The sequence below is a fragment of the Aeromonas sp. TECH754 genome, assembly GCF_056279295.1.
In genome coordinates this window covers 2861901-2884287 of the sequence record NZ_JBWBRA010000001.1, presented here as the reverse complement: position 1 = coordinate 2884287, position 22387 = coordinate 2861901, and the positions used below count along the sequence as shown (strand labels likewise).

Annotated in this window: 17 protein-coding genes; 7 read left to right on the top strand and 10 right to left on the bottom strand. The window is 62.8% G+C overall.

Annotated features, from left to right (window positions below; translation table 11 throughout):
* Nucleotides 1-71: 71 nt before the first annotated feature.
* Nucleotides 72-878, top strand: coding sequence for a PhzF family phenazine biosynthesis protein (locus tag ACZ9IL_RS12955; protein WP_476003876.1), 807 nt, complete (start codon nt 72-74; stop codon nt 876-878).
* A gap of 119 nt (nt 879-997) precedes the next feature.
* Here the strand turns inward: ACZ9IL_RS12955 and lysS are convergent, their stop codons facing one another.
* Both lysS and prfB read right to left on the bottom strand, forming a co-directional pair.
* Complete coding sequence (gene lysS, locus ACZ9IL_RS12950) at nt 998-2536, bottom strand: lysine--tRNA ligase (RefSeq protein WP_476003875.1); 1539 nt, start codon at nt 2534-2536, stop codon at nt 998-1000.
* Between the two features lie 19 nt (nt 2537-2555).
* Nucleotides 2556-3654 (bottom strand): peptide chain release factor 2 gene (gene prfB, locus ACZ9IL_RS12945; protein ID WP_476003874.1). Its coding sequence is split into 2 segments (ribosomal slippage): nt 2556-3578 and nt 3580-3654, totalling 1098 coding nucleotides; the frame shifts between segments, so codons are not numbered across the junction.
* A gap of 248 nt (nt 3655-3902) precedes the next feature.
* On the opposite strand from prfB, the gene ACZ9IL_RS12940 reads away from it, so the two are divergent.
* Nucleotides 3903-5774, top strand: a complete 1872-nt coding sequence (locus tag ACZ9IL_RS12940) for a methyl-accepting chemotaxis protein (protein ID WP_476003873.1) — start codon at nt 3903-3905, stop codon at nt 5772-5774.
* A gap of 154 nt (nt 5775-5928) precedes the next feature.
* On the opposite strand, the gene gltS is transcribed toward ACZ9IL_RS12940, so the two are convergent.
* Nucleotides 5929-7128 carry a sodium/glutamate symporter gene (gene gltS, locus ACZ9IL_RS12935; protein WP_476003872.1) on the bottom strand — a complete coding sequence of 400 codons (1200 nt, stop codon included), beginning with the start codon at nt 7126-7128 and terminating at the stop codon, nt 5929-5931.
* A gap of 465 nt (nt 7129-7593) precedes the next feature.
* Between gltS and ansA the strand changes: the two genes are divergently transcribed.
* Nucleotides 7594-8601, top strand: coding sequence for an asparaginase (ansA, locus tag ACZ9IL_RS12930; RefSeq protein ID WP_476003871.1), 1008 nt, complete (start codon nt 7594-7596; stop codon nt 8599-8601).
* A 253-nt stretch (nt 8602-8854) separates the two neighbouring features.
* Here ansA and ACZ9IL_RS12925 read toward each other — a convergent pair whose 3' ends face one another.
* Together ACZ9IL_RS12925 and ACZ9IL_RS12920 are read right to left on the bottom strand one after the other, a co-directional pair.
* Complete coding sequence (locus ACZ9IL_RS12925; RefSeq protein WP_476003870.1) at nt 8855-9133, bottom strand: YeaC family protein; 279 nt, start codon at nt 9131-9133, stop codon at nt 8855-8857.
* A gap of 37 nt (nt 9134-9170) precedes the next feature.
* Nucleotides 9171-10604 carry a glyceraldehyde-3-phosphate dehydrogenase gene (locus tag ACZ9IL_RS12920; protein WP_476003869.1) on the bottom strand — a complete coding sequence of 478 codons (1434 nt, stop codon included), beginning with the start codon at nt 10602-10604 and terminating at the stop codon, nt 9171-9173.
* A 271-nt stretch (nt 10605-10875) separates the two neighbouring features.
* On the opposite strand from ACZ9IL_RS12920, the gene ACZ9IL_RS12915 reads away from it, so the two are divergent.
* The gene (locus tag ACZ9IL_RS12915; RefSeq protein ID WP_476003868.1) at nt 10876-11430 is read left to right on the top strand and encodes an NUDIX domain-containing protein; all 555 of its coding nucleotides are present in this window, start codon (nt 10876-10878) and stop codon (nt 11428-11430) included.
* A gap of 66 nt (nt 11431-11496) precedes the next feature.
* Here the strand turns inward: ACZ9IL_RS12915 and sppA are convergent, their stop codons facing one another.
* Nucleotides 11497-13341, bottom strand: a complete 1845-nt coding sequence (sppA, locus tag ACZ9IL_RS12910; protein WP_476003867.1) for a signal peptide peptidase SppA — start codon at nt 13339-13341, stop codon at nt 11497-11499.
* A gap of 221 nt (nt 13342-13562) precedes the next feature.
* Here sppA and ACZ9IL_RS12905 point away from each other — a divergent pair, with 221 nt between their 5' ends.
* Together ACZ9IL_RS12905 and ACZ9IL_RS12900 are read left to right on the top strand one after the other, a co-directional pair.
* The gene (locus ACZ9IL_RS12905) at nt 13563-15590 is read left to right on the top strand and encodes an oxidoreductase (protein ID WP_476003866.1); all 2028 of its coding nucleotides are present in this window, start codon (nt 13563-13565) and stop codon (nt 15588-15590) included.
* A 161-nt stretch (nt 15591-15751) separates the two neighbouring features.
* Nucleotides 15752-16300, top strand: a complete 549-nt coding sequence (locus tag ACZ9IL_RS12900) for an NAD(P)H nitroreductase (RefSeq protein WP_476003865.1) — start codon at nt 15752-15754, stop codon at nt 16298-16300.
* A 323-nt stretch (nt 16301-16623) separates the two neighbouring features.
* Here ACZ9IL_RS12900 and ACZ9IL_RS12895 read toward each other — a convergent pair whose 3' ends face one another.
* The 3 genes from ACZ9IL_RS12895 to ACZ9IL_RS12885 form a co-directional block, all read right to left on the bottom strand.
* Nucleotides 16624-17187, bottom strand: a complete 564-nt coding sequence (locus tag ACZ9IL_RS12895) for a sugar O-acetyltransferase (RefSeq protein WP_476003864.1) — start codon at nt 17185-17187, stop codon at nt 16624-16626.
* Between the two features lie 378 nt (nt 17188-17565).
* Nucleotides 17566-18444, bottom strand: coding sequence for a 50S ribosomal protein L11 methyltransferase (gene prmA / locus ACZ9IL_RS12890; RefSeq protein WP_043140108.1), 879 nt, complete (start codon nt 18442-18444; stop codon nt 17566-17568).
* A 499-nt stretch (nt 18445-18943) separates the two neighbouring features.
* Nucleotides 18944-19960, bottom strand: a complete 1017-nt coding sequence (locus ACZ9IL_RS12885; RefSeq protein ID WP_476003863.1) for a zinc-binding alcohol dehydrogenase family protein — start codon at nt 19958-19960, stop codon at nt 18944-18946.
* Between the two features lie 100 nt (nt 19961-20060).
* Here ACZ9IL_RS12885 and ACZ9IL_RS12880 point away from each other — a divergent pair, with 100 nt between their 5' ends.
* Nucleotides 20061-20933 carry a LysR family transcriptional regulator gene (locus ACZ9IL_RS12880; protein ID WP_476003862.1) on the top strand — a complete coding sequence of 291 codons (873 nt, stop codon included), beginning with the start codon at nt 20061-20063 and terminating at the stop codon, nt 20931-20933.
* A 6-nt stretch (nt 20934-20939) separates the two neighbouring features.
* Here the strand turns inward: ACZ9IL_RS12880 and ACZ9IL_RS12875 are convergent, their stop codons facing one another.
* Nucleotides 20940-22358, bottom strand: a complete 1419-nt coding sequence (locus ACZ9IL_RS12875; protein WP_476003861.1) for a PTS transporter subunit EIIC — start codon at nt 22356-22358, stop codon at nt 20940-20942.
* Between the last annotated feature and the right edge of the window lie 29 nt (nt 22359-22387).

Below are 22387 nucleotides of genomic sequence, written 5' to 3'. Positions count from 1 at the left end.
CTCTGTGCCGGTGGCCTCATGTTATAAAAGAGCCGTAATGAATCCTTCATACCGCCTCACAGGATGTGCCGATGTCGACGACCACACTGTTTCATGTCAATGCCTTCAGCCAGCAACCCTTTGCTGGCAACCCGGCCGTGGTGGTACTGGGGCCGGAGCGGAGCGATGCCGAGCTGCAAGCCATGGCGGCCGAGTTCAATCTGTCGGAGACCGCCTTCCTCACGCCGTTAGGAGCTGCGCACTATCGACTGCGCTGGTTTACCCCGGTGGTGGAGGTAGATCTCTGTGGCCACGGCACCCTGGCGGCCGCCCATGTGCTGTGGCAGACGGGGGAGGTGGCACGCACCCAGGGCCTGCGTTTCGAGACCCGCAGTGGCCTGCTTGAGGCTAAGGCCGAAGGGGACTGGATCCGGCTCGACTTCCCGCGTATCCCGCTTGGCCCTCTGACGCTAGATCCGGCCTATGCCGCCGCGCTGGGTTGCAAGCCGTTGCAGACCCTGGCCGCCGGCGCCAAGTTCCTGCTGGAGTTGGCCAGCGAGGAGGAAATAGAGGCGCTGGCGCCGGATTTTAACGCCCTGCGTGCCTTGCCCGGTCGGGGGCTGATGGTGACGGCACCGTCCAGCCGTGGGGATGATGACTTCGTCTCCCGCTACTTCGCCCCCTGGGTCGGGGTGGATGAGGATCCGGTCACCGGTTCCAATCATTGCGCCCTGATGCCCTTCTGGGCCGAACGGCTTGGCAAGAGCCAGCTGAAGGCTCGCCAGATCTCGGCGCGAGGGGGGGAGCTGCAACTGCAGCTGGAAGGGGACAGGGTGCTGATGGCGGGTCAGGCGCTGACCCTGTGGCAGGGGGAGTGGTTGCTGCCACCCTCGGCATAAGCCGCGAGCCGGCGGGGCGCTCGATGCTCGCCACCGGTTGGTGTTCACCATAAAAAACGCCCCGCAGTTGCGGGGCGTTTTATTGTTATCGCGCGCTCGGGCTGGCCCGGGTGGGATGCTTATTTCTGTTGCGGACGCAGGGCCGGGAACAGGATGACGTCGCGGATAGTGTGACTGTTGGTGAACAGCATCACCAGACGGTCGATACCGATGCCCTGACCGGCGGTCGGCGGCAGGCCGTGTTCCAGCGCGGTCACGAAGTCGGCGTCGTAGAACATGGCTTCATCGTCACCGGCTTCTTTCTGGTTCACCTGATCCTGGAAGCGCTTGGCTTGGTCTTCCGCATCGTTCAGCTCGGAGAAGCCGTTGGCCAGCTCGCGGCCACCGATGAAGAACTCGAAGCGGTCGGTCACGTCCGGGTTAGCGTCGTTACGGCGCGCCAGCGGGGAGACGGCGGCCGGGTACTCGGTGATGAAGGTCGGTTGCAGCAGCATGTGTTCCACCGTCTCTTCGAAGATGGCGGTGATCACGTGGCCCAGTTCCCAGCCCTTCATCAGCTCGATGTGCAGGCGCTTGGCAACGGCCTTGGCGCTCTCCAGGGTAGCCAGATCGTCTAGGGTCACATCCGCGTTGAACTTCAGGATGGACTCGACCATGGTGAGGCGCTGGAACGGCTGACCGAAATCGATGGTCAGACCCTCTTCGCCCTCTTTGGCGTAACGGATCTTGGTGTCCCCCAGGATGTCCTGGGCCAGGGTGCGCAGCAGCTCCTCGGTCAGGTCCATCAGATCGATGTAATCGGCATACGCCATGTAGAACTCGATCATGGTGAACTCGGGGTTGTGACGCACCGAGATGCCTTCGTTACGGAAGTTGCGGTTGATCTCGTATACGCGCTCGAAACCACCGACCACCAGACGCTTCAGGTAAAGCTCGGGGGCGATACGCAGGTACATGTCGATGTCCAGCGCATTGTGGTGAGTGACGAACGGACGCGCGGAGGCACCACCCGGGATGACCTGCATCATGGGGGTTTCCACTTCCATGAAGCGCTTCTCGTTGAAGAACTTGCGGATGCCGGCGACCACCTGGGTGCGGATCATGAAGGTCTTGCGGGACTCTTCGTTGGCGATCAGATCCAGATAGCGCTGGCGGCAGCGGGCTTCCTGATCGGTCAGGCCCTTGTGCTTCTCGGGCAGCGGACGCAGCGCTTTGGTCAGCAGACGGATGGTGCCGACGTGCACGGAGAGCTCGCCGGTGTTGGTACGGAACAGGGTCCCTTCCACGCCGACGATGTCACCCAGATCCCACTTCTTGAACTGTTCGTTGTAGAAGCCTTCCGGCAGATCGTCACGGGTCACGTAGATCTGGATCTTGCCAGCCATGTCCTGCAGGGTCGCGAAGGAAGCCTTACCCATGATCCGGCGGGTCATGATACGACCGGCAATCTTCACCCGTTTACCCAGGGCCGCCAGCTCGTCGGCGCTCTTGTCGCCGAACTCGGCGTGCAGATCGCCAGACAGGCTGTCACGACGAAAATCGTTGGGGAAGGGGTTTCCCTGGGCGCGCAGGGCGGCCAGCTTGGAGCGACGCTCCTGCATCTCGTTGTTCAGTTCGAGAGTCTGGTCGACTGCCGGGGTGGTGGTTTGTTCAGACATGGTGATTCCTGCTGCTCTGTTACAGGCCTGATTTCAGGCTGGCTTCGATAAACTTGTCCAAGTCGCCGTCGAGTACCGATTGGGTATTTCGGGTCTCGATACCGGTGCGCAGATCCTTGATACGGGCATCATCGAGCACGTAAGAGCGGATCTGGCTGCCCCAGCCGATGTCGGACTTGGTCTCTTCGAGGGCTTGCTTCTCAGCGTTCTGCTTCTGAATTTCCAGCTCATAGAGCTTGGCCTTCAGCTGCTTCATACACTGGTCTTTGTTCTTGTGCTGAGAACGGTCGTTCTGACACTGCACCACCACCCCGGTCGGGATGTGGGTGATACGCACCGCGGACTCGGTCCGGTTGACGTGCTGACCACCGGCGCCGGAGGCACGGTAGACATCGATGCGCAGATCGGCCGGGTTGATGTCGATCTCGATGTCGTCATCGATCTCGGGGTAGACGAACACCGAGCAGAACGAGGTGTGACGGCGACCGCCGGAGTCAAACGGTGATTTGCGGACCAGACGGTGGACACCGGTCTCGGTGCGCAGCCAGCCGAAGGCATACTCGCCGGTGAACTTGACAGTGGCGGACTTGATGCCGGCCACGTCGCCGTCAGACAGCTCGATCAGCTCCGGCTTGTAGCCGTGGGCATCGCCCCAGCGCAGGTACATGCGCAGCACCATGTTGGCCCAGTCCTGGGCCTCGGTGCCGCCGGAACCGGACTGGATGTCGATGTAGCAGTCGGAGCCATCGTGCTGGCCGGAGAACATGCGACGGAACTCGAGATCCACCAGCTTGGCTTCGAGACCGTCGGCCTCGACCACGGCTTCGTTGAAGGTCTCTTCATCTTCCCCTTCGACGGCCAGGCTGACCAGCATCTCCACATCGTCGACACCCTGAGTCAGGGTATCTATGGTGCTGACCACGTTTTCGAGCGACACACGCTCTTTGCCCAGCGCCTGTGCGCGCTCGGGTTCGTTCCATACGTCCGGCTGTTCCAGCTCGGCATTGACCTCTTCTAGACGCTCTTTCTTGGCGTCATAGTCAAAGGTACCCCCTAAGCAGCTCGGTCCTCTCAGACAGCTCCTTAAGCTTGTTTAATACAGGATTGACTTCAAACATCGTGAAAACTCTCGGGGTCGATGTGATTTAAAAACGGGATATTCTAGCCAATTGCGGAAGGAATAAACAGGGTTGGTTGGTTCTGGTCGCTGACTGTCACCAATTTATGAGAGGACCTGCTCCGTTTCAGCAGAAAATGTCGCCGTTCCCGCCATTATCAGCTTCAGTTTTGTCCCCTCTAGCCGCTAACAGCACAGTGCCATGCACTTTCGAGCAATCCTGTTCCTGACCCACAAGAAGAACATACGATGAAGAACCTATCACTCAAGCAGAAGATACTGTTGTCTGTGGTGATCGCCCTCTCCCTGGTGATCCTGCTGCTCTCCTGGCAGAGCTATACCAGTCAGAAGTCCCTGTTGCTGCAAGGCAGTCAGGAGCAGGTGCAGCGCCTCGGCGGCCAGCAGGCCGAACGGATCAGCGACTGGCTCTCCGCCCGTCGCGACGTGATCCAGGCCCTCGGCAGCAAGGCCAGCCCCGAGCCCCTCAACGCGCTGCAACAGGCGCAAGTCTCCGGTCGCTTCCAGCTCACCTATTTCGGTGAGGGCAGCGGCAAGATGAACGACTCCGATCCCGCCATCAACCGTGACGGTTATGATCCCCGCTCCCGTGGCTGGTATCAGGAGGCCATGGGCAAGGGCGGTCTGATCGTGACCAAACCCTATCTGGACGTGGCCTACAACATCATGGTGGTGACCCTGGCCCAGCCCGCGCAGGGCGGGGTGGTCGGCGGCGATCTCTCCATTGCCTCCCTGGTGGAAGATGTCACCCGGATGAAACTGCCCGCCGACGGCATGGCCATCATGATGCACAAGGATGGCACCGTGATTGCGTACAAGGACGCGGCCAAGGCGATGAAGCCCGCCACCGAGATCGACAACGATCTGACCAACGTCCTGATCGAGCAGAGCAAGGCGAGCCAGAGTCTGGTGCCGGTCTACTTCGACAACGAAGGCCGTGACAAGCTGCTGTGGGCGGTGGACATTCCTGACACCGACTGGGAGCTGGTGCTGATACTGGACAAGGCCACCCTGGAGGCGCCGCTCTCCTCCCTGCTGCTGACCCAGCTCGGCCTGGCCCTGCTGGTCCTGGTGGGCAGCATCCTCGCCATCTCCTGGCTGGTGAGCCTGTTGCTCGGCCCGCTCGGCAAGGTCTCCCAGGCCCTGGCCCGCATCGCCGACGGTAATGGCGATCTGACCCAGCGCATCAAGATCGACGCCAACGATGAAGTGGGCCAGCTGGCCAACAGCTTCAACCGCTTCGTCGGCAGCCAGCATCAGCTGATCGGGAATATTCGCCAGCTTGCCAACGAGCTGAACGCCGACGCCGAGCGCAGTCTGGTGACCAACCAGGCCGCGGTGGAAGAGCTGCAGCGTCAACAGCAGGAGGTGACTATGGTCGCCACCGCGGTCACCGAGATGGCGAGCGCCACCATGGAGATCGCCGGCAACGCCGAGAACACCGCCGCCGCCGCCCAGCAATCCGCTCAGAGCAGCGAGCAGGGCAAGATGCTGGTGAACCAGACCCGCGCCTCCATCAACAACCTGGCGGAGGAAGTGGGGCAGGCCACCGGGGTGATTGGCGAGCTGAGCCGCCATGCCCAGGCCATCTCCGGCATCCTCTCCACCATTCAGGGCATTGCCGAGCAGACCAATCTGCTGGCGCTGAACGCGGCCATCGAAGCGGCCCGCGCCGGCGAGCAAGGCCGTGGTTTCGCCGTGGTGGCGGACGAGGTGCGGGTGCTGTCCCGTCGTACCCAGGACTCCACCCAGGAGATCCAGGCCACCATAGAAACGCTGCAGCAGACCACCGCCCGCGCGGTGAGCCTGATGCAGACCAGCCAGGGCTTGGCCGACAACAGCGTGAAAGACGCCGATGCCGCCGCCGCTGCGCTCGAAGAGATCACTCAGGCGGTCTCGCTCATCTCCGACATGGCGGGTCAGATCGCCACCGCCGCCGAGGAGCAGACCCAGGTGACCGGCGAGATCACCCAGAACACCACCGCCATCAAGGACGTGAGCGACGAGATCACCGCCGCGGCCATGCGCGACCTGGATCAGGCGCAGGGCCTCAAGGGCCGTGCCACCAACCTGAACCAGCAGGTCTCGACCTTTATTCTGTAAGCGATGGCCTCACGCCTACATGCAAAAGCCCCGCACCAGAGTGCGGGGCTTTTTCTTGGTGCGGTTTCTGCCTGGGGGTCGATGGCGGGGAGCCGAAATGAAAGAGCCCACCGTCAAGGTGGGCTCTGTTTCATGGTCGATCCGGCTTGGTGACTTACAGGAAGGGCATCGCCAGGAACAGCTTGATCACCATGGCGTTGATGATGTCGATGAAGAAGGCACCGACCATGGGCACCACCAGGAACGCCATGTGGGACGGGCCGAAGCGCTGGGTGATGGCCTGCATGTTGGCAATGGCAGTCGGGGTGGCGCCGAGGCCGAAGCCGCAGTGGCCCGCCGCCAGCACGGCCGCATCATAGTTGCTGCCCATGACCCTGAAGGTGATGAACGTGGCGTAGAGCGCCATCGCTATGGTCTGCACGGCCAGCAGGATGAAGATGGGCAGGGCCAGGCTCGCCAGATCCCACAGCTTCAGGCTCATCAATGCCATCGCCAGGAACAGCGACAGGCTGACGTTGCCGAGCAACGAGACTTCCCGATCGCTCACCTCGTGCCACTTGAGCAGGCCCAGCAGGTTGCGCAGCAACACGCCGGTAAACAGCACACAGACGAAGACCGGCAGCTCGAGGGTGCTTCCCTTGAGGAAGGTGGCGAGCAGCTCGCCGCCCTTCAAACAGATAGCGATCAGCGCCACTGTCTCGATCAGGCTGTAGGTGGTGATGGGACGTTCCATTTCCGGCATCTCGAAGCCTTGGGGAGCCTCGTCCCGGTTGTGCTCCTCACCGGGCACCTGCACCTTCTTCACCAGATGGCGGGCAACCGGGCCGCCGATGAGGCCGCCCAGCACCAGGCCGAAGGTGGCACAAGCCATGGCCAGCTCGGTGGCGGATTGCAGGCCGTACTTCTCGCTGAAGATGGCGCCCCAGGCCGCACCGGTGCCGTGACCGCCGGAGAGGGTGATGGAGCCGGCCAGCAGGCCCATCATCGGATCCAGGCCGAGCAGGGTGGCGAGACCCACCCCCAGTATGTTCTGCATCAGCAGCAGGCCGGTCACCACCAGCAGGAAGGTGAACACCGCCTTGCCGCCCCGCTTGAGGCTGCCCAGATCGGCAGAGAGGCCGATGGAGGCGAAGAAGGCCAGCATCAGCGGCGTCTGGAACGCGGTATCGAAGCGCAGCTCCACCCCCATGCTGGCGCGCAGCAGCACCAGTACCAGGGCGACCAGCAGGCCGCCAGCGACCGGTTTGGGGATGGTGAAGGTGCGCAGCACGTTGATCCGGTTGACCAGCGAACGACCGAGCAGCAGCACCAGGGTGGCTGCGACCAGAGTGGCGTAGGAATCAAGTTGTATCATTCGGTACTCCCATGTTGATTGGCTGTGTCTTCGGAGGCGAAGACGCACAGATTCAGCCGGGATGGAAAATAGTGTGGCTCAGTAGCCAATTCAGAAGGGGCGAGATGCCCGATCCCACGTAAAAATGGGAACTATGCGTGCCTGATATCTGCAGGCCTCGAGATGGGATTTATGCAAAATCCGGCGGATACTAGCAAAAAGCACCGCCTATATCCATATTCATCATATTAACGGTTATTCTTGTACTGTATTTCGGCGTTTAATACTACTGGCTGCCCCCCTCCTTCTCGTCGGATTTGTGATCTGGCGACTGTCATTCGGGGCATCAATCTCTATAATTCGCCGGTTTCCATGATCTGCCGGTATTCGGCCTATCCATATAGAGATATGAATGGGATCAGACGCGATTTACTGGTCCCTGACGATATTGATTTGCCGGTTTTTGGCCCACACAGAGGAGAGGGTGTGAAGAAGTCCATCTACATTGCCTACACAGGCGGTACCATAGGGATGCAGCGTTCCGACCACGGCTATGTGCCGATGGCGGGCTTCATGGACGATTGTCTGGCACGGATGCCCGAATTCCACCGGCCCGAGATGCCGTCCTACCATGTTCACGAATATGCGCCCCTCATCGACTCGTCCGACATGACCCCGGCAGACTGGCAGCGCATCGCCGAGGACATTCGCGACCACTACGACCAGTACGATGGCTTCGTGATCCTGCACGGCACCGACACCATGTCGTTCACCGCCTCGGCACTCTCCTTCATGCTCGAGGACCTGCACAAGCCGGTGATCATCACCGGCTCCCAGATCCCGCTCGCCGAATTGCGCTCGGACGGCCAGCAGAACCTGCTCAACGCGCTCTACATCGCGGCCAACTACCCGATCCACGAGGTGACGCTGTTCTTCAACAACCAGCTCTATCGCGGCAATCGCAGCAAGAAGGTGCATGCGGACGGCTTCCACGCCTTCGACTCGCCGAACTACCCGCCGCTGCTCAACGCCGGCATCGCCATCTCGCTGGAGGCGGGGGAGCTGGGTCAGCCATCCGATCGCGCCCTGGTGCTGCACGACATCACGCCGCAGCCCATCGGCGTGGTGACCCTCTATCCCGGTATCTCGAGCGAGGTGATCGCCAACATACTGCAGCAGCCGGTGCGGGCGCTGATCCTGCTCTCCTTCGGGGTGGGCAATGCGCCGCAGAACCCGGCCATGCTGGCGCTGCTGTCCGAGGCCTCTGCTCGCGGCGTCATCATCGTCAACCTGAGCCAGTGCCTGCACGGCAAGGTCAACATGGGAGGCTATGCCACCGGCAACGCGCTGTCCCGCGCCGGGGTCATCTCGGGTTTCGACATGACCGCCGAGGCGGCGCTGACCAAGCTGCACTTCCTGCTGAGCCAGGATTTGCCGGCCCCGCGCATCCGCGAGCTGATGCAGCAATCCCTGCGCGGTGAACTGACGCCCTGAGCATTGTGGCTCCTGCCCTCTCTCAGGGGCAGAGGGGACCGAGCTAGGGCCACAATGAGCATGGGCGAGGGATGCTTTGGCGACGGATTGGCTGCGATGCATTCACAGGTAACCGATCTGCTCCCTGCTCCCCTGGCGGAAGAAGGGTTGGGGATGAGGGGGATATCCTCACCCGGCATAGACAGGAAAAAAGAGGGGAGCCATGATGGCTCCCCTCTTTGCTATGGCGTGCGAGCCGGGCTCGCAGCTAGGCTCAGTGGCTGATCTCGATGCGGACTATCTCTTCCTCATCCCGATACTGGCGCTTGAGCTCGCTCTTGCTCTTCATGACGATCTCGCCGTCGCGGCCTATGTTCATGTGCTCGGGGTTCTCGAGGTGCATCGCCTGCCAGGCCATCACGGCCTGCAGCGAGGTGGCCTTCTGCTCCTCGGTGAGGGGCTGGCCGTCCGGCCACTTGCCGAGTTCGACCGCGGTCTTGAGCCGCTCGTACACTTCCTTGGGCATCTGCCCGATCACCTGTTGAAACGACATCCTGCCTCTCCTTGAACATTGAGCCATAAACCAGGGCTTAGGCGGGCAGATCCTGGCGTACCACGCCGGCCATCTGCTCCATCACCCGCACTACCTGACAACTGTACCCGAACTCGTTGTCATACCACACGTAAAGCACGCAGTGATCCCCCTCGGCGATGGTGGCCTGGGAATCCACTATCCCGGCGAAGCGGGAGCCCACCATGTCGGAGGAGACCAGCTCGGTGCTGGCGCTGAAATCAATCTGGCGATGCAGGGCCGAGCTCAGCGCCATCTGTTGCAGATAGGCGTTGAGACTGTCTCGGTCGGTCGCCTGCTCGAGCGACAGGTTGATGATGGCCAGCGAGACGTTGGGGGTCGGCACCCGGATGGCGTTGCCGGTCAACTTGCCCTTGAGCTCTGGCAGCGCCTTGGCCACCGCCTTGGCGGCGCCGGTGCTGGTCATCACCATGTTGAGCGCGGCGCTGCGGCCACGGCGTTCACCCTTGTGATAGTTGTCGATCAGGTTCTGATCGTTGGTGTAGGAGTGCACCGTCTCCACGTGGCCGTGGCGGATGCCGTACTTGTCCTGCATCACCTTGAGCACCGGGGTGATGGCGTTGGTGGTGCAGGAGGCGGCGGAGATGATGCGATCGTCCTGGGTGATCACCTCGTGGTTGACCCCGAACACCACGTTCTTCATCTCGCCCTTGCCGGGGGCGGTCAGCAGCACCCTGGCGGCGCCGCGGGCCTTCAGGTGTTCGCTGAGGCCAGTCTCATCGCGCCAGACCCCGGTGTTGTCGACGATCAGCGCATGGTCGATGCCGTAGGCGTGGTAGTCGATGTCCGCCGGGTTGTTCGCGTAAATGACCTGGATGAAGGTGCCGTTGGCGATGATGGCGCTGCGCTCGTTGTCCACCTCGATGGAGCCGTTGAAGGGGCCGTGTACCGAGTCACGACGCAGCAGGCTGGCGCGTTTCTCCAGATCCCCCTCGCGGCCGCCACGCACGACGATGGCACGCAGACGCAGGGAGTTGGCAGCGCCGGTGCGCTCGATCAGCAGCCGTGCCAGCAGGCGGCCGATGCGACCGAAACCGTACAGCACCACGTCGGTGGGGGCGGGCACGGTGCCCTGGTTCAGGGCCGGCGCCAGCTTGGTGCGCAGGTAGTCCTCGATGCCCGCCTCATCCTGGTGATCCTGCCAGTAACCGACGGTCAGCTTGCCGAGATCCACTTCGGCGGCGGTCGGGTTCAGCGCGACGATGGCGCACAGCAGGGGGAAGCTTTGCTGGATGGGGAGCGGGGCGCCCTGGTGGCGGCGAACGACTCTATGGGCCTTGAGGATGTCGATGGTGGAGGCATTTTGCAGAGGGCGTCCGAAGACGGTGATCTCTATCCCTTGCTGGCGATAGAGGCGGCCGATCAAGGGTTGCATGGCTTCGGCGAGCGCCTGGCTCTCCTGCCACGCCTGCAAGTAGTGCTCGTGGGTCATTAACCAGATCCTTTATTTCACGTTGTTGGGCAAATTGCTGGAAAAATAGAAATTCGTCGAAAGCAGATCAGTGTAGGGCTGTGTATTTCGTTATATTATTCTGCGGTCGCGGCCTTATATGGCGCGCGCATTGTAATGGATATGTAGCCGATTTGCTAGTTGGTGGTGGCCGTGGCGGGCGAGGCTTGTTATCAATCTGACGAGCCCCATGACCACGGTTTCACGGCGCCAGCCTTATTTTTCAACTCACGCGCGGGGCATACCGATCCTGATGAACCCTGTTCAGCCAGATGCCCAATGGGCCCATCCCTTCGATATCCGTCTCGTCCATGGCCAGGTCGCGTGCGACGGGCGGGTGCTCGAGCGCACCACGGTCCGGGCCGTGGTGCGGCGGGGGGATCAACTGCTGATGGTGCATTCTCGCGTCAACGGGGATCTGATGTTCCCGGGCGGCGGCATCGAGCTGGGGGAGTGTCACGGCAGGGCACTGGCCCGGGAGCTGCGAGAAGAGTGCGGTGCCGAGTTGCTGGCCGTGGGGGCCCTGCTCGGCGAGACGCGGGAGTTTCGCGCCGCCCGCGAGGCAGCCTACGACGCTTACTGTATTCACTCTTTCTACTATCTCTGCCAGCTGGGGGAGGCCTGGAGCGAACCGCGGCCCCAGCCCTACGAGCTGCGGCTCGGCTTCACCCCCGGCTGGTTCGCGCTGGATGAGGCGCTGCAGACCAACAAGACCCAGTTGGCCGGCCCCTGCCCGCAGTGGACGGCGCGCGAGACCCGAGTGCTGGCCGAGCTACAACACTGGGTCGAGGCCGGGCTGCTGATCTGAGCCGCGCTGGCTGCACGGCAATAAAAAAACCGCCAAACGGCGGTTTTTTTATTGTTCAGCCTCTCCTCAAGGGAGGCAGACCGGGCAGAAGGCATAGGTGCCTTGGGGATCGTTGAAGCGGATCAGCGGATCCAGCCCCTTGTTCACCTCGACCAGTGTCTTGCCAAATCCGGCGGGCAGCCAGCTCTGTACATGGGGGGCCAAGGCCCGGGCGCTGCTGTCAAACAGCTCGCGCAGGAACTTGTCTCTGGCCGACTCTTCCTGCTCGATGGGGGTCACCTGCCAGCTCTTGAGGTTGGCGAGATCGGCGGCGGCCTGCAGGGCATCATCCAGATTGCCGAACTCGTCAACCAGCCCAAGTTCCTTGGCGTCCTGACCGGTCCAGACCCGGCCTTCGGCGGCTTTCTCCGCCTCTTCCGGGCTCAGGCCACGGCCCTTGCCGACCAGGCCGACGAAGCGCTGATAGGTATCTTCCACGCCGAGCTGAATGGCCTGACCGACGTGTTCCGGCAGGGCCCGGGTCAGGCCGATGCCGACGAAGTCGGTGGTGCCGACGCCATCGGTGTGGACGCCGTACTGGGACAGTGCCTTGTCGATGGTGGCGAACATGCCGAACACCCCGATGGAGCCGGTAAGGGTGGTGGGGGAGGCGAAGATCTTGTCCGCATCGGCAGAGATCCAGTAGCCACCGGAGGCGGCGTAGCTACCCATGGAGATGACCACCGGCTTGCCTGCCTGTTTCAGGGCCAGCAACTCGGCGCGGATCTGCTCGGCGGCGAAGGCGCTGCCGCCCGGGCTGTCGACCCGCAGTACCACGGCCTTGACCTGATCGTCGCGGCGGGCATCGCTCAGCAGATCGGCGAGGCTGTCACCGCCTATGGTGCCGGCAGGCTGGACGCCATCCATGATGGCGCCGCTGGCGACGATCAGACCCACCTCATCCTTGCCGTTCTGGGGATACTGTTCGGGAATGGCGGCCAGATACTCCTTGAGGCCCACCCCTTTCCAGCCGTGATCCTTGTCTTCCCCGACCTCCTTGATGACCGCCTGGGTCATCTCGTCACGGGTGGCCAGTTCGTCCACCAGGCCGTTGTCGAGGGCGTAGCTGGCGGCATTGCCACCGGCCTTGCGCAGCAGTTCGAGGAAGCGATCCTTGCTCGGCGCGACGGCCTCGGGTTCGATTTCCCGCTCTTCGGCCACGTCGGCCACATAGGATTGCCACAGCTGATCCAGCCAGCGCTGGTTCGCCTCCTTGCTCTCCGGTGACATCTCATCCCGGGTATAGGGCTCGACGAAGGACTTGTAGGTGCCGACCTTGAACACGTGGGGGGTGACGTTGAGCTTCTCCAGCGCCGACTTGAAGTAGGTCTGGTAGACACCTAGCCCCTCGATCAGCACGGCGCCGCTCTGGTTGAGCAGCACGTGATCGGCATGGGCGGCGAGCAGATAGGGGCTTTGCGCATAGTAGTCGGCCATGGCGATCACCGGCTTGCCACTCTCCTTGAACTGGTCGATGGCGGCCGCCACCTCCTGCAGCTTGGAGAGGCTGGTGCCTTGCAGCCCCTGGGGCTTGAGCACCAACGCCTTGATGCGATCGTCATCCTTGGCGCTCTTGATGGCCCACAGCAGATCGGTGAGGACGATCTCGCTTGGCTGATCGTCGCTGCTGTCCACCTGCCGCAGCAGTTGCACGCTCGGGTCGGTTTGGGTGCGTTGTTCCACCAGCACGCCGGAGAGATTGAGGGTGAGGGCCCCTTCGATGGGGGTGCTTGGCGCCTCTTTCTGGCCGAAGGTGAAGACGATGGCCAGCACTATGATGAGAAACAGCAGATTGACCAGCATCAGCCGGGTGAAGTTGAGCAGACGCCAGAGGCTGCGAAACAGCCACCCCAGACCTTTGAAAATAGACATAGCCGCGTTATCGCCCTGTTAATGGGTAGAGAAACGCCATTATTAACCAGATGGAGTGCCAATTGCCATTTCCGCCTGGGTTCGATCGCCAGTGCAATCCCCTGTCCTTCCCTCGGAACACGACTGTTCGCCGAAAAAATGTCCAAACATTTGTTTGAAAAAGAATTTTCGATTCTTTACTCTAGCCTCAGTTTGATAACAAAAAATTAACTGGAGGCACCGTGAGCCACTACCCTACGCTTCTGACCCCCCTCGACCTCGGCTTTACCCAACTCAAGAACCGGGTATTGATGGGTTCCATGCACACCGGCCTCGAAGAGGAAAAGGGGGGCTTTGACAAGCTGGCCGCCTTCTATGCCGAGCGGGCCCGGGGCGGCGTCGGCCTCATCGTCACCGGCGGCATCGCCCCCAACCTGCGGGGGCGGCTGGTGCCTCACGGCTCCCAGCTGAGCTTCCCCTGGCAGGTCGCCAAGCACAAGAAGGTGACGGGCGCCGTGCATCAGGAGGGGGGCAAGATAGCGCTGCAGATCCTGCACGCCGGCCGCTACGCCTATCACCCGTTCAGCCTGGCGCCGAGTGCCCTCAAGGCCCCTATCTCCCCGTTCAAGCCCCGGGCCATGAGCGAGCGCCAGATCCGCAGCACCATCCGTGACTTTGCCACCACGGCCGCGCTGGCCAAGGCCGCCGGTTATGACGGGGTCGAGGTGATGGGCTCGGAAGGCTATCTCATCAACCAGTTCATCTGCGAGCGCACCAACCAGCGCAGCGATGGCTGGGGCGGCAGTGCCGACAACCGCATGCGCTTCCCGCTGTCGATCGTGCGCGCCATCCGCGAGCGGGTCGGTACCGACTTCATCATCATCTTCCGCCTCTCCATGCTGGATCTGGTGGAGAAAGGCTCTTCTCTGGAGGAGGTGATCGCCCTCGGCCAGGCGCTGGAGCAGGCCGGGGTCAGCCTCATCAACACCGGTATCGGCTGGCACGAGGCGCGCATCCCCACCATCGCCACCAGCGTGCCGCGCGGCGCCTTCAGCTGGGTGACGGCGGAGCTTAAAAAGCACCTCAAGGTGCCGCTTATCACCACCAACCGCATCAACACCCCCGAGGTGGCTGAGCGCATACTGGCGCAGGGCGAAGCGGACATGGTCTCCATGGCGCGCCCCTTCCTCGCGGATCCCGAGTTCGTCATCAAGGCGGCCGAGGATCGGGCTGACGAGATCAACACCTGCATCGCCTGCAACCAGGCCTGCCTGGATCATGTGTTCAAGCAGAAGCGCGCCTCCTGTTTGGTCAACCCCCGTGCCTGCTTCGAGACCGAGCTCACCTTCGGGCGGGTGCCCCAGCCCAAGAGGCTGGCGGTGGTGGGGGCGGGTCCCGCCGGGCTGGCGTTCGCCTGCTACGCCGCCGAGCGCGGCCATCAGGTGAGCCTGTTCGATCAGGCGCCGATCATCGGCGGCCAGTTCAACTTCGCCAAGCAGATCCCGGGCAAGGAGGAGTTCCACGAGACCCTGCGCTACTTCGCCAGACGGCTGGAGAAGTGCGGTGTCGAGCTCTATCTCGGTCAGCGCCAGAGCGCCGAGAGCCTGCTTGGCGGCGGCTTCGACGAGGTGATCCTCGCCACCGGCATCCGCCCGCGCACCCCCAATATCCCGGGGATCGAGCATCCCAAGGTGCTGAACTACCTCGACGTGCTGCGGGATCACAAACCGGTTGGCCAGAGGGTGGCGGTGATCGGCGCCGGTGGTATCGGCTTCGACGTGGCCGAATATCTGGTGGACAAGAAAGTGGAGGGAGACGCCGAGCATCACCGTGACCACTGGCTCAAGGAGTGGGGCATCGACAAGAATCTTGGCGAGCGCGGCGGCCTGATCAAGCCCGAGATAGACGCCCCCGAGCGCCAGATCTGGCTGCTGCAGCGCAAGGAGAGCAAGGTGGGGGACGGCCTCGGCAAGACCACCGGCTGGATCCATCGTACCGTGCTCAAGAACCGCAAGGTACAAATGCTGAGCGGCGTGCAATACCTGCGTATCGACGACGAAGGGTTGCACATCATGGTGGGGGAGACCCAGCAATGCCTGCCGGTGGATCAGGTGATCATCTGCGCCGGTCAGGAGCCCTTGCGGGAGCTGCAAGCCGGTCTGCAGGCGGCGGGCAAGCCGGTGCACATCATCGGCGGCGCCGACGTGGCGGCCGAACTCGATGCGAAACGGGCAATCCGCCAGGGCGCCGAGTTGGCTGCGGTGATTTAACCAAAATTGCAACGCATATAGTGATAAACCCCTGCCTGGCAGGGGTTTATTCTTTCTGGCCCCGGGCCGGTGCCGCCGGTCAGCGCCTTTGCGACGCCTCCCGGCTGTGCTAGGGTAGCGCCATCATTGCACCGCTTTCCCGCTACCACACGGAGTCGCCCATGGATGCCCTCACCCTGTTATTGAACCGCCACTCCTGTGGTCGCCTGACCACCCCGGCCCCCAGTGGCGAGGTGCTCGACAACATCCTCAAGGCGGGGCTGCGGGCGCCGGATCACGGCACCCTGACCCCCTGGCAGTTCATCCTGTTTGAGGGGGAGGGACGGGAGCGTCTCGGCAACCTGCTGGCCGAGGCGGCCCGCACCCGGGGCGAGGACGAGGAGAGCATCGAGAAGAGCCGCGCCGCGCCGCTGCGGGCTCCGCTGCTGGTGGCCGTGGCGACCCGCTATCAGGACCATCCCAAGGTGCCGAAGCTGGAGCAGGAGCTCTCCGCCGGTTGCGCCCTGATGGCGATGCAGATGGCGGCCCAGGCCCAGGGCTTCAATGGCATCTGGCGCTCAGGCTGGTTTATCTTCGATGAACAGATCAACGCAGGACTGGGGCTGGCCGAGGGGGATCAACTGGTGGGCTTCCTCTACCTGGGCACCCCCATGCTGGAGGCGCGCAAGCTGCGTGAATTGCCCCCGGCAGAATTTGTCCGCCGCTTCTGAAATGCCGTATTTTCTGAAAAAAGCCCTGATTTATCAGGGCTTTTTTTTTGGTGATATTCTCATCAGGCCGTACTGATAAATGGCGGCTTGCCAAGGGGGCAGGCGGTGTTGGCAGGGAATTTTTTGAATAGTGAGAGGCTGTTCTCAATCCTGGTCGATTACGCTACGTAAAACGTTTGCGCCCCGTTATTATTCCTTTGCCAGTTTAGAAGGTGACCCCTTCTAATATTCTGCGATGAGAGTCGCAATTCCGTAGCACCTTTTTACAGCCCAACGTCCTGGTGACATTGGGCTTTATTTTTTATGGGCCTTTTATGCGCCTGTTACTGTTGTGTGGTTTTTGCCTTGACGGGCAGGACCCGCGCCGGGTTGCCCACCACCCGGGCACCGGCCGGCACGTCTTTGGTCACGACTGAGCCCGCGCCTACGATGGCATCCCGTCCTATGGTGACGCCGGGCAGTATGATGGCGCCGCCACCGATCCAGACCCTGTCCTCTATGGTGACCGGCAGCGCCGTCTCCACCCCTTTGATGCGTTCATCGGCGTCCAGCGCATGAGCGGCGGTATAGATCTGCGCGTTCGGCCCTATCATGACGTTGGCGCCGATGCGGATCGGTGCGTTATCCAGGAAGGTGGCCCCCATGTTGATGTAGGTACCGGCGCCCAGACTGACATGACGGCCATAGGTGCAGTAGAACGGCGGGCAGATGAAGGCCCCTTCCGCCAGCTCGCCCAGCAGCGCCTGCAGCAGGATCTGCTGTTCCTCCTCCTCATCGGCCTTGTTGAAACGGCGATACAGGCGGGCCGTCTCCCGGCGTATCACATCCAGCTCGGGGGCCATGCAGTTATAGGGCTGGCTGCTGATCATTTTCTGATAGTTGCTCATGGCGATCTCTATGGTGATTGGCAGATTCGGCCTCTCAGGCCCATCGGGGAGAGCCATTTTACCCCCAGATGGCGGCAAGAAGAGTGAAGCTTCGCCCAGTACCGGCATTCTCTATGAGATGTCGTAGAGAAGAGGCTGGGGAGTCAGATCGGGGAGGCGTGAAAAAAAGTGTGAGAAACAACGAGGGCACCCTGGGGTGCCCTCGTTGTTGGAGCTGGCGCTTGGCTGCGCCGATGCTCAGCAGTGCTTGCGGCCCCGATATGGTAGCCGCCGTACCGATGATCAGCCGTGCTTGCGGCCCCGATGTGTCGGTAGCCGCCGTACCGATGATCAGCCGTGCTTGCGGCCCCGATGTGTCGGTAGCCGTCGCGCCGATGATCAGCCGTGCTTGCGGCCGGAGAGGCGGCACCACTCCTCTTTCACTGCGGTCTGGTCCATGTCGAACCACTGGCCGTAGATGGTTTCCAGCTCCGGGGCCTGACTTTCCAGCACGCCGGAGAGCGCCATCAGGCTGCCCGCTTTGCCGTGGCCGGCGATGAGTGGGGCCAGCTCACGCAGCGGGCCGGCCAGGATGTTGGCCACTACGACGTCCGCTTCCACCCCTTGCGGCTGATCCGCCGGCAGATAGAGTTCGATCTGGCCGGCGACGCCGTTGCGCTCGGCGTTGTCATGGCTGGCCTGGATGGCCTGGGGATCGATGTCGATGCCGATGACCCGGGCGGCGCCGAGTTTCAGGGCGGCGATACCGAGGATGCCGGAGCCGCAGCCGAAGTCGACCACCGTCTTGCCGGCCAGATCCAGCCCGTCCAGCCACTGCAGGCAGAGCGCCGTGGTGGGGTGGGTGCCGGTGCCGAACGCCAGGCCCGGATCCAGCATGACGTTGACCGCATCCGGGTTCGGTACATCGCGCCAGCTCGGGCAGATCCAGAGCCGCTCGCCAAACTGCATGGGGTGGAAGTGGTCCATCCACTCGCGCACCCAGTCCTTGTCCTCCAGTTGCTCGACCTTGTAGCCGACATCTTCACCGAAGATCTGCTGGAAGAAGGCGATGGTGGGCGCCGGATCGGTTTCGGCATCGAACAGCCCCATCACCTCGGTCTCGCCCCAGAGCGGTGTCTCACCGGGCAGCGGCTCGTAGACGGGCACATCCTGGGCATCCATAAAGGTCACCGCCTGGGCTCCACGCCCCAGCAGCATGTTGCTCACCTTGTCTGCTGTCTTGGCGGTGGCGTTGATTCGAATTTGTATCCAGGGCATGGGGTCGACTCTTCATAAATGTGAAACCGCGAGATTCTATCATCATGGGCCTGTGCTGTCGTGGTTTGCCCATGATGGCGTGGGGGAGGGAGGCAACTCTGCCAAGTTGGCACGGTTAATGTATTCCTCCTTGGGTGACGGGAAGCAACTTGTTCCCGCTGAATGCTTTGCTCTATGAAAGTTCCGTCATCTTTTCAGCCACCCTCGGGTGGCTTTTTTTATTTGGCGGGAAATTGCGATGAACAGGGAGAATTTTGCGGGGAAAAGCGGAGTTTGGCACGCAAGCTGCAAAAGCGATGATGTCCTGCAGAAGGATATGTGTGTGATTGTTATCCCAACGTTCAGGTATTCAGGGCCATCCCGGCGGGATGGCCTCTTTTTATGCGCGTTGATGGCGGGGCTCGGTGATGAGGCGCGGCGGCTCGCCCGGGCTGTGCACTGTTGGGGCTTGCCACTGGTGAGTTCCCCCCATGATGGTGCAGATTTTACCCCTAAGGGATTAGTCCGCGAAGCCGCTCATGTCGATCACCAGCTTGCCCACCATGTTGCCGGCCTCCACCTCGCGATGGGCCTGGGCCAGGCTCGTCGGTGTCAGCGCGGGGATCGTCTTGGTGAGCGTGGTCTTGAGCACGCCCTCATTCAGCAGCGCCGCGACCCGGCCCAGCAGATCGTGCTGACCAATCATGTCCGGGGTCTGGAACAGGGAGCGGGTGAACATGAACTCCTGGCTGAAGGTGACGCTCTTGGGCTTGAGCAGGCCGAGATCCCAGGGTTCTTTCGACTCGGCGATGGTGCAGATGTGGCCGAAGGGACGAATGAGGTTCGCCATGGCGCTCCAGTGCTGCTCGGTGGCGTTGGTGCAGAAGATGGCATCGAGCTGGCTGATGCCGAGCTCGGCAAGATCCGCCTGCAGGCGGTGGTGGCTCACCACCTGATGGGCCCCCATCGCCAGGCACCATTCCCGGGTCTCTGGCCGCGAGGCGGTCGCTATCACCTCCATGCTGGTGAGCTGACGGGCGAGCTGGATGGCGATGGAGCCCACCCCGCCGGCACCACCGATGATGAGCAGCCTGCCTTCGGACTCCCGGCTCAGGCCGATGCGATCGAACAGGGCTTCCCAGGCGGTGATGGCAGTGAGCGGCAGGGCGGCGGCCTCCACATCGCTCAGGCTGGTCGGAGCGAGGGCGGCGATGCGCTCATCCACCAATTGCAGGGCGCTGTTGCTACCGGGGCGGCTGATGTCGCCGGCATACCAGACGCGGTCACCGGCCTTGAACAGGGTAACCTCGCTGCCCACGGCAACGACCTCCCCCACCGCATCCCAACCCAGCACCCGAGGGCTTGGCTCTACCTTGGCCTTGGGGGCGCGCACCTTGGTGTCGACCGGATTGATGGAGGTGGCCTTGACCCGCACCAGCAGATCTCGCGGGCCCGGGGTCGGGGTGGGCAGCTCGGCCTCGATGAAGCAGTGGGGGTGGCTGCTTGGCAGGTAGTGGGTCAGGGCGATGGCTTTCATGGCAATTCCTTTCGAATCGGGATGAGTGGGATTGCCAGAGAGTCTAGTCTGGTTAATTATTCCGATTAAGATGGGTAATTGGTAAAGACTGTTTGCATATATGAACAATGTCGAGCTGGAGTTGATGGGGCTGTTCGCCACCGTGGTGGAGCAGGGCAGCTTCACCGGGGCGGCCGAGGTGCTCGGCATGCCCAAGTCATCGGTGAGTCAGAAGATCTCGCGGCTGGAATCCCAGCTCGGGGTGCGGCTGTTGCAGCGCACCACCCGCAGGCTCAGCCTGACCCCGCAGGGGGAGCTCTATGTGGAGCATTGTCAGGGGCTGCTGGCGCTGGCCCGCAGCGCTAACCTGGCCATGGCCAGGCTGCGCACTGCCCCGGCCGGCCGGGTGCGGATCACCGCCCCCGAGGCCACCGGCACCCTGCTGCTTGGCAAGATCCTGGCCGAGTTTCGCGCCCTCTATCCCGAGGTTGTGCTGGAGCTGACCCTGAGTGACGAGCAGCTGGATCTGGTGGGGGAGGGTTATGATCTGGCGCTGCGGGCGGCGCCGCTCAAGGACTCCAGCCTCATCTGCCGGCGCATCGGCCAGGTGCCCCGTCATCTGGTGGCGGCACCGGACTATCTGGCCCGGCATGGCGCGCCTCAGCATCTGAGCGAGCTGGGGCGACACGCCTGTCTAGTGCACTCGGCGCTGCCGGTGTGGCCACTGCAGGAGGGGGGCTGGCGCCCACGGGGATCCTGCATCAGCAACAGCCTGTTGGCGTTGCGGGAGCTGGCCCTCAACGGCGGCGGCATAGCGCTGTTGCCGGATCACGTCTGTCAGGAGGATCTGATCAAAGGAACGCTGCAGAAGGTGCTGCCGGGTCACCCCATCCCGCCCAATCCGTTCTACCTCATCTATCCAAGCCGGGAGCACCTGGCCCCCGCCCTGCGTTCGCTGATGGACTTTGTCGCCGACCGCCTGCCCTTCGCCTGAGGCCTGTCAGAGGCTGAGGGGGGCCTTGCCGGGCTCGAAGCCGAGCGGTACCGACTGACGATCGGCCAGCATGCGCAGCTGCCCCTCGACCAGGCCGGCATTGGGTCCTAACACCAGTACCAGCTGATGCTCGTTCAGGGCGATCCAGGAGAGGCAACCCAGGCTCGTCAGACGGAGTTGATCCACCAGCGCCATGTCACGCACCCGCAGGCTGAGGCGGGTGAGGCAGACGCTCATGGCCTGCAGGTTGTCCATCCCCCCCAGCACCTTGAGGTACTGGATCGCCAGCATCTGCGGATCCGTGGGGGCCACGCTTGCCAGCCGTGGCAGCTCCTCGGCGAGGGGTCTGCTCGGCAGGCTGAGGGGGGCGTGTTCCAGCAGTTGAGAGAACAGCAGGGCGTAGGCGACGAAGAACAGGATGCCGAGGGGGATGAGCCAGAAGCTATGCTCGCCGGTGGAGTAGCTGAGCACCAGATCCAGCAGTCCGGCGGAGAAGTAGGTGCCCACCTTGATGCCCAGCCCGCTGCAGATGGCCAGCGACAGCCCGGTCAGCAGGGCGTGGGCCAGAAACAGCCAGGGGGCGGTGAAGGCGAACAGGAACTCGATGGGTTCGGTGATCCCCACCAGCGCCGAGGTGAGGGCCAGGGTCAGCAGCAGGCCCCCCTGTGGCAGTCGGTGCATGCGCTGGCGATGGAGCCAGATGGCGAAACAGGCCCCCGGCAGACCGAACATGATGACGGGATAGAGTCCCGCCACATAGCCTTCGTGCAGCGGCTGGGCGGCGGCGAGGGCCTGCAGGTTGCTCTCGCCGAGGCCCACCAGGCTACCCAGCACCTGGTGCAGGCCGAGGGGGATCAGCAGCCGGTTCAGCACGCCATAGCAGAAGGCGCCCAAGGGGGTGGTGAGCAGGTCCGAGGCGATCAGGCTGATGCCGTTTTCCAGCAGTGGCCAGAGCAGGGCAAGGGGAATGACCAGCAGCAGGCAGGCCAGGGCCGAGAGCAACAGTCCGGGAAGTTCTTCCGGCAGTGGCCGCAGCCAGTTCGGGAGAATCAGGCCGCGGGTCCAGGAGCAGGTCAGCGCCGTGGTCAACCCCGCCAGCAGGCCGCAGATCATGTCCGCATGCAGGCCGGGGGAGAGGGTGCCCAGCGCCGAGCTCAACAGCAGGAAGTTGACCGCCCCGGCCATGGCCTGCGCCCCTTGGCCCTGCCTGCTCAGCCCGAAGGCGATGGCCACCGCGTAGATGAGTGGCATCTGGCTGAACAAGGCCTGCCCGGCGAGGGAGAGCACCGCCAGATCCAGTACATCCGGCTGGCCGAGCCGATAGAGCAGGGCGGCCAGCGGCAGGATGGAGACCGGCAGCAGCAGGGCATAGCCGAGCCGTTGCAGGGACTGGGTCAGGATCTTTCTGGCGTTCTGAACGGGCATGATCGCAGGACTTTTTGTGACGTGGCGCA

What these genes read in the sequence shown, in the direction of transcription:
- sppA (WP_476003867.1), bottom strand. Translation starts at nt 13,341, where the DNA reads ATGTCTATTTTCAAAGGTCTGGGGTGGCTGTTTCGCAGCCTCTGGCGT.
- ACZ9IL_RS12955 (WP_476003876.1), top strand. Translation starts at nt 72, where the DNA reads ATGTCGACGACCACACTGTTTCATGTCAATGCCTTCAGCCAGCAACCC.
- lysS (WP_476003875.1), bottom strand. Translation starts at nt 2,536, where the DNA reads ATGTCTGAACAAACCACCACCCCGGCAGTCGACCAGACTCTCGAACTG.
- ACZ9IL_RS12885 (WP_476003863.1), bottom strand. Translation starts at nt 19,960, where the DNA reads ATGAAAGCCATCGCCCTGACCCACTACCTGCCAAGCAGCCACCCCCAC.
- ACZ9IL_RS12940 (WP_476003873.1), top strand. Translation starts at nt 3,903, where the DNA reads ATGAAGAACCTATCACTCAAGCAGAAGATACTGTTGTCTGTGGTGATC.
- ACZ9IL_RS12880 (WP_476003862.1), top strand. Translation starts at nt 20,061, where the DNA reads ATGAACAATGTCGAGCTGGAGTTGATGGGGCTGTTCGCCACCGTGGTG.
- prmA (WP_043140108.1), bottom strand. Translation starts at nt 18,444, where the DNA reads ATGCCCTGGATACAAATTCGAATCAACGCCACCGCCAAGACAGCAGAC.
- ACZ9IL_RS12875 (WP_476003861.1), bottom strand. Translation starts at nt 22,358, where the DNA reads ATGCCCGTTCAGAACGCCAGAAAGATCCTGACCCAGTCCCTGCAACGG.
- ACZ9IL_RS12915 (WP_476003868.1), top strand. Translation starts at nt 10,876, where the DNA reads ATGAACCCTGTTCAGCCAGATGCCCAATGGGCCCATCCCTTCGATATC.
- ACZ9IL_RS12925 (WP_476003870.1), bottom strand. Translation starts at nt 9,133, where the DNA reads ATGTCGTTTCAACAGGTGATCGGGCAGATGCCCAAGGAAGTGTACGAG.
- ACZ9IL_RS12900 (WP_476003865.1), top strand. Translation starts at nt 15,752, where the DNA reads ATGGATGCCCTCACCCTGTTATTGAACCGCCACTCCTGTGGTCGCCTG.
- gltS (WP_476003872.1), bottom strand. Translation starts at nt 7,128, where the DNA reads ATGATACAACTTGATTCCTACGCCACTCTGGTCGCAGCCACCCTGGTG.
- ACZ9IL_RS12920 (WP_476003869.1), bottom strand. Translation starts at nt 10,604, where the DNA reads ATGACCCACGAGCACTACTTGCAGGCGTGGCAGGAGAGCCAGGCGCTC.
- ACZ9IL_RS12895 (WP_476003864.1), bottom strand. Translation starts at nt 17,187, where the DNA reads ATGAGCAACTATCAGAAAATGATCAGCAGCCAGCCCTATAACTGCATG.